Source organism: Sorangium sp. So ce1335 (assembly GCF_051521615.1).
In the GTDB taxonomy this organism is placed as follows: Bacteria; Myxococcota_A; Polyangia; order Polyangiales; family Polyangiaceae; genus Sorangium.
The window spans coordinates 12932657-12938970 of the sequence record NZ_CP150363.1 but is presented as its reverse complement, the minus strand read 5'-3'; the positions used below and the strand labels follow the sequence as shown (position 1 = coordinate 12938970).

Here is a 6314-nt window from a genome sequence, read left to right as displayed (position 1 = left end):
CGCTGCTCTGGAGTCCGCTCCACGAAAATAGGTTTCGGGGGCGACCGAAAGAACCGTCGCCCCCAACTTATCCACAGGTCTCACAGCGAGGACTCGCCTCTAAGCCCCGGAGATCACTGTGTTATTCTGAATGTAATCGAAGGGCGCGTCGACTTTTCAACAGTCCGCCCACGGCCGCTTCGCCCTCGGGGATACGTCCGCAAGCCTCCAGGGAATGCAGGTGAAAAATACGGCCCCACTGGACCGGCGCTCGGCTCGGCTCCTGCCAAGCACGCCGATCGAGGTGGGGGTGCAACCGTCGCGTCGAGGTCCATTGCATTGGAAGACAGATCGGCACAGCCGTCCCCCATACCGCCTCACAGAGCTCGGTAGCCCGCAGCGCCCCTTTCGGGGCCACCCATTGGAGGACTCGGGTGCGGCATCGGACCGCCCCGAGGACGAATCCGAGGTAGCACCGGGTGAGTCCGGGCGTCTATCCCCAACTGCGAAACTGGAGCCAAGTATCGATTATTGTTGATATAAATTCAGGCCATGGCGCACTGCGAAACCCGCTTCGCGTCATCCCCGCTCGGACCTCTGGACACGACACGCGAAAACTCCCGACGCCAATCGGTGATTTTCACGACGCGCCATCGATTGCAGCGCAAAACCCGCTTATCTCGTCGTCAAGGGCGAAGTGGGCCTGTTTTCCAGATTTTTGTGAAACGAGAAGGCCGTCCCGTACGCAGCCATCGGTCGAGGCGATTTCATGATCCGAGAACTTGCCCCCGGGGTCCCGGTCTGCGGTATGGCGAAGCGATGCCGTCGAGGATCCGGTTGACAGAGGGGGCCCTCCTGGCGCAGCCGCCGGAGCGATCGTCGCGCCGGGCAGCGACGACGTCCGCGCGCGCAAGCGTCCTGGCGGCGGCGGCCGCGCTCTCGCTGACCGCGTTCGGGGGGCCCGCGTCGGCCGAGCCGTCGTCGCTGCCGCCGCAGCTCGCCTCCAACTATGGCGAGAGCGAGACGCCCCGCGCCGCGGCGCTCGGCGGCGCGCTGCGCGCCCTCGGGAACGGGACGTCGGCGATCTTCCTCAACCCGTCCGCCATGGTGGAGACCCGCGTCTACCACCTGCAGGGGCTCTTCCAGGGGACCCCGGAGGCGCGCCGGCACACGTACGGCGGCGTCGTCGTCGACTCGGTCACGGGCAAGCTCGCCGGGGCGCTCTCCTTCGTGGGGGGCTTCGTCGACGCCGACGGGCTCGACCGGCAGTTCCTCGATGCCCGCGTCGGCCTCGCCTACCCGATCACCGAGCGCTTCTTCGTCGGGCTCACCGGCCGCTACGCCAAGATCACGCAGGACGGGACCCTCGCCGAGGGAGGCCTCGGCGACAGCCCCATCTCGGGCGGCCTGCGCGAGGTGGAGGACGGGAAGCTCGTCGGCCGGCACTCCTTCGTGAACGAGTTCACGTTCGACGCCGCCATCACCGTCAGGCCGACGGACAGCCTGTACATCGCCGCCGTCGGGCAGAACCTCTCGTACCCGGATCACGGGCTGCTCCCGACGACCATCGGCGGCGGCGTCGGGATCGGCACCGCGGACTTCTCGATCGAGGTCGACGGGCTCGTCGACCTCAACTCCTACAGCGACACCTCGTACCGCCTCATGGCCGGCGGCGAGTACCTCGCCGCCGATCACTTCCCGCTCCGCGCCGGATACCGCTTCGATCAGGGCGCGGGCCAGCACGCGCTGTCGCTCGGCGTCGCCTACGTGGGCACCCAGTTCGCCGTCGAGGGCGCCGTGCGGCGAGCGCTCGCCGGCGGCGGGCCCACCACGTTCGTGATCGGGCTCTCGTACCACCTCGAGTCGAGCGGGCTGACCCGCACGCCGGCCGACGGCTTCTAGGCCCGGACGCAGACGCGGGCCGCCGCGGGGCCTCCTCCCCCTTCTCGCCGCGGCGCGCCTGCTCTAGGTCGGCCTTGCGTGCTGTGCCTGACCCTACCGACCGATCCACGCTGGGCCGACGTGGCGCTCGCCGACCTGCCGGCGCTCCTGACCGACCACGCCCACTGCGAGATGAAGGCCGCGTCGAACGCGCTGTCGCTCGCCGCGCGCTGGCCGTCGATCCCGCGCCTCGCGCGGGCGCTCGTCGACCTCGCCGAGGAGGAGCTGCGGCACTTCCGGGCGCTGCTCGACGTGATCGAGCAGCGCGGCCTCGCGCTCGGCAAGCCGGAGACCGACGTCTACGCGAGCGAGCTGCGCAAGGCGGCGTCCGCCACCTGCGCGCGCAACGCGCGGGCCGCGCTCATCGATCGGCTGCTCGTCGGCGCGATCATCGAGGCCCGCTCCTGCGAGCGCTTCCGGCTGCTCGCCGACGGGCTCGCGGCGCGCGAGCACGAGCTCGCGCCGCTCTACGAGGAGCTCTTCGCGTCCGAGGCCCGGCACTACCGGACCCTCGTCGACCTCGCCGTCGAGGTCGCCGGCGACGAGGTCGTGACGCGCGCGCGGCTCGCCGAGCTCGCGCGCGCCGAGGGCGACATCGCCCGGCGGCTCGGGACGGACCCCGCGGTGCACGGATAGGGAGGTGGGGATGGATGTCGATCTGATCCGCCTCGACAGGGACGTCGCCCGGGCGGCGCGCGCGTGGCGCGCGGCGCTCGACGACGTCACCCGGCGCGGCCCGGCCCCCGCCGCCGCGGACCAGGACAGCGCGGCGGCGGCCGAGGCGAGGGCCCGGATCGAGAACCCGCTCGGGCCGTTCCGGCGCGTCAGCGCGCGAACGACCTACCTCGAGCTCACCGGCAAGACGCCGAGCCTCGGCGCGGAGCTCGGGATCGCGAGCGCGCCGCAGGCCGCCGCGCCGGACCCGACCGGCCTCGCGGCCCCGCTCGCCGACTGGGTGTACGCGCTCACGCTGGAGCGCGTCGTGTGGGCCGACCGCGTCCGGCTCGCCGCGGCCTGGCACGCCCCGTCGATCCTGATCGACGTCCCCGAGCCGGCGCGGATGTCGCCCCGCGAGGCGCTCCTCGGGCTGCTCGCCGATCCGACGGACGCCGGACGGCAGACCTTCGCCGAGGTGCTCGCCCGGGGCGCCGGGGCCGTCGCCGACGCGGCCCGCATCCTCGTCGAGCGGCGGCAGGAGGCGGCGCGCCGGCTCGACGAGGCGCGCCTCGCCGCCGTCGAGATCCCGTGCGATCCGCCGGACGCCGCGATCGGCGCCGCCGGGGCGCTGCTGCGCGGGACCGAGCCGATGCTCCAGCCCGAGGCGGCGTGGCACGCCGCGCTCGGCCGGGCCGTGGGCCGCGACGCCGCGTCGGGGTGGCCGGCGCGGCTCAGCGCCCGGTGGATCGAGGAGCTGTTCCGCTCGACGAGGCTCACCGAGGGCCTCGCGATCGACCTCGGGCCGCTGCCGCGGCCGCTCGGCGCGGCCTCGTTCGCGCGCGCGCTCGCCCGCTTCGGCGCGGCGCTGTCTCGCGCCTCCGCGCGCGGGCCGTTCGCGCTCGCGCACGCGCCGGCCGATCTCCGGCGCGCGCGCCGCGCCGCGCTGTTCGGCGGCCTCGTCGCCGACCCCGTCTTCTGCGCCCGCGCGCTCGGGCTCGGCCGAGGCCGCGCGCTCGATCAGGCGCGCGCGACGGCGCGCAGCCTCCTTCTCTCGCTCCGCCTCGACGCCGCGACCGTGTCGCTCGTGGGTCACGCCGGCCAGGACGGCGGCGGACACGTGCTGCTGCGCGCTGCGCGCGACCGCCGGGATCGCTTCGAGGAGGCGACAGCGGGCGCGCTCGGCGCGTCGATCCCGGGTGTGCTCGCCGGGGTCGTCCCGGCGCTCGATCCAGACGCCGCCGTCCGGCTCGCCGGGGCGCTCCTCGCGGCGCGCGACAGGCGCGATCTGATCGAGCGCTTCGACGAGGACTGGTTCCGCAATCCGCGCGCGGCCGAGGCCCTGCGCGACGAGGACAGCGCGCCGCCCTCGTCGACATCGAGGCGCGCCGGCGCCGACGACCTCGAGGCTGGCCTCGCCGAGATGATGCGCTCGCTCGCAGGCCTGTGAGGCCCCGCGCCCGCAAGCGTTGCGCGCCTTGAATGAGCGCGCCGCGGCCCGGCGAGGCGAGCCCGACGGCCCTGCCGAGATCCCTTCCAGCTTTGACTGACACGTGCTAGTGCCCGCGCGACGAAAACGCCCTCCCCCGGGGGGCGCGTGGCAGCGAGCGGCTCCCGCTGCGCCGCCCTCGTCGCCGAACAAGCACCCGTGAATCCGAACGCCATGCAACCCCTTCTCGCGTCCGGCGCCATCGCCGTCGACTTCGATCTGACGTTCCTGGCGCAGGTCGTCCTGTTCTCGACGTTCATCGTCGTGCTCAAGCCGCTGCTGTTCGATCCGCTGCTCCGCGTCTTCGAGGAGCGCGAGCGGCGCACCGACGGCGCCAAGCGGGAGGCGCGCGAGATGGACGAGCGCGCAGGCGAGCTGCTCACCCGCTACGAGGCCGAGATCGAGAAGATCCGGCGCGAGGCCGGGGTCGAGCGGGAGCGGCTCCGCGCCGAGACCATGAAGATCGAGGCGCAGATCATGGCCGAGGCCCGGGCCGAGACCGCCCGCATCCTGGAGGACGGCAAGGCGAAGATCGCGGCCGAGGTCGCCCGCATGCGCGGCGAGCTCGCCGCCGCCCAGCCCGCGCTCGCGGCGGAGATCGCCGCCAGCATGCTCGGCCGCGAGGTGCGCCAGTGAAGAAGTCGCTCCGCCGCTCCTCGCTCGCCGTCGGCCTGACCGCGGCGCTCGCCGCCGGCACCGCGCTGGCGCAACAGCCGGCCGCGCAGCCGGCGCCTCCCGCGCAGCCGGCGCCTGCCGCCCAGCCCGGGTTGCCGCCGGGGCACCCGCCCGTCGGCGCGGCCCAGCCGGGCCAGCCCGGCGCTGCCGAGCCGGGCTCGCAGATGCCTGCCCGCCGCGACGTGCAGCCCGGCCGACCGCTCGGCCCGGGCGGCCGCCCGCTCCCGCCCGGCCACGGGCTCAGGCCGCCGGGTGGCATGCCCGGCCGCGCGCGCCCCGCGCCGCCCCCGGAGACCACCGAGCACGCGTCGCACGGCGAGGAGCACTGCCCGGGTCACGGCCCGACCGACCCGCCGCACCACGTCAACTGGTGGCAGGGCCTGCTCGGCGTGAACAACGAGGCGGCCGCAAAGGGCGGCATCAACTCGCTGCTCTGGCGCTACCACAACGACGCGAACCCCTGCGACCCGAAGAACCAGCCGCCGCCGTTCCTGGCCTCGGTCCTGAACTTCGGGCTCCTCGCGTTCATCATCGTCCGCTTCGGGAGGAAGCCGATCTCCGAGGCGCTGAAGAAGCGCAAGCAGACGATCATGCAGGAGCTCGACAACGCCTCGCGCCTGAAGAAGGAGGCCGAGAAGCGGCTCGACGAGTACGAGGACAAGCTCACGCGGCTCGAGGAGACGCTCGTGGAGCTCAAGGCCGAGCACGCGGCGCAGGCCGAGCTCGAGAAGGCCCACGTGCTCGCCGAGGCCGAGCAGCGGCGCGTGCGGATGCGGCGCGACGCCGAGTTCCGCATCGAGCAGGAGCTCAAGGAGGCGCGCACCATCCTCCTCCAGGAGGCGGTGCAGAACGCCGTCACCGCCGCCGAGGAGCTCCTGCGGCAGCGCGTCGGCCGCGAGGACCTCGACCGCGTCAACGAAGAGTACCTGAAGGCCATCCCCGCGGCCGTCTCCGCCGGCGCGACCCGCGGGACCCAGACCACCGGAGCAGCGACATGAGCTACGAGGCCGTCGCCCGACGCTACGGGCGCGCGATCTTCGAGATCGGCAAGGAGACCGGGACCCTCTCGAACCTCGCCCGGGAGATCGGCGAGGCGGGCGCGATGTACTCGGCGAGCGAGGAGCTCCGCCTCGTGCTCGACAACCCGCTCATCCCCGAGGCGCAGCGCGAGCAGCTGCTCGGCGAGCTCGGCGCCCGCGCCGGGTTCTCGGAGGTGACGAGGAACACCCTGCTCTTGCTCGCGCGGCGCCGGCGGCTCGCGGCGCTCCCCGAGATCGCCCGGCAGCTCGCGATCCTCGTCGATCAGGACCAGAACGTCGCGCGGGCCGTCGTCACGAGCGCGGGCCCGCTGAGCGACGGGTACCTCGAGCGCCTCCGGACCGAGCTCGAGCGGTCGACCGGCAGGAAGATCTCGATCACCCACAGGCAGGATCCCTCGCTCATCGCCGGCGTTGTCACCCAGATCGGCGATCAGGTGATCGACGGCAGCCTCCGGACGCGGCTGTCGACGTTCCGCGAGAACCTGCTCCGAACCTGAGGGGACGCGACCACGCCCCCCTGTTTCACGACCGGTCGA

At 73.4% G+C, this 6314-nt stretch carries 6 protein-coding genes; all 6 read left to right on the top strand.

Annotated elements, in window-relative coordinates; all coding sequences use genetic code 11:
- The first annotated feature begins 798 nt into the window (after positions 1–798).
- The 6 genes from WMF24_RS48280 to atpH all read left to right on the top strand — a co-directional run bounded on the left by WMF24_RS48280 (position 799) and on the right by atpH (position 6275).
- On the top strand, positions 799–1881 hold the full coding sequence (locus WMF24_RS48280; protein WP_437734267.1) for a hypothetical protein: 1083 nt from the start codon (positions 799–801) through the stop codon (positions 1879–1881).
- A 78-nt stretch (positions 1882–1959) separates the two neighbouring features.
- Positions 1960–2556 carry a tRNA-(ms[2]io[6]A)-hydroxylase gene (locus WMF24_RS48275; RefSeq protein WP_437734266.1) on the top strand — a complete coding sequence of 199 codons (597 nt, stop codon included), beginning with the start codon at positions 1960–1962 and terminating at the stop codon, positions 2554–2556.
- Positions 2557–2566: 10 nt separating this feature from the next.
- Entirely contained in the window at positions 2567–4024 is a 1458-nt protein-coding gene (locus WMF24_RS48270) for a hypothetical protein (RefSeq protein ID WP_437734265.1), read from the top strand.
- Between the two features lie 213 nt (positions 4025–4237).
- A complete protein-coding gene (locus WMF24_RS48265; protein ID WP_437734264.1) occupies positions 4238–4699 on the top strand; it encodes an ATP synthase F0 subunit B in 462 nt (153 codons plus the stop codon).
- Positions 4696–5736: a F0F1 ATP synthase subunit B family protein gene (locus tag WMF24_RS48260; protein WP_437734263.1), complete on the top strand. Its 1041-nt coding sequence runs from the start codon at positions 4696–4698 to the stop codon at positions 5734–5736. Before WMF24_RS48265 ends, WMF24_RS48260 begins: the two co-directional genes overlap by 4 nt.
- Positions 5733–6275, top strand: a complete 543-nt coding sequence (gene atpH / locus WMF24_RS48255; RefSeq protein ID WP_437734262.1) for an ATP synthase F1 subunit delta — start codon at positions 5733–5735, stop codon at positions 6273–6275. The genes WMF24_RS48260 and atpH overlap by 4 nt, the downstream gene beginning before the upstream one ends.
- The last annotated feature ends 39 nt before the right edge of the window (positions 6276–6314 follow it).

Excerpts from the sequence above, each read along its gene's own strand:
- WMF24_RS48265 (WP_437734264.1), top strand. The coding sequence starts at position 4,238 with ATGCAACCCCTTCTCGCGTCCGGCGCCATCGCCGTCGACTTCGATCTG.
- WMF24_RS48270 (WP_437734265.1), top strand. The coding sequence starts at position 2,567 with ATGGATGTCGATCTGATCCGCCTCGACAGGGACGTCGCCCGGGCGGCG.
- WMF24_RS48280 (WP_437734267.1), top strand. The coding sequence starts at position 799 with ATGCCGTCGAGGATCCGGTTGACAGAGGGGGCCCTCCTGGCGCAGCCG.
- atpH (WP_437734262.1), top strand. The coding sequence starts at position 5,733 with ATGAGCTACGAGGCCGTCGCCCGACGCTACGGGCGCGCGATCTTCGAG.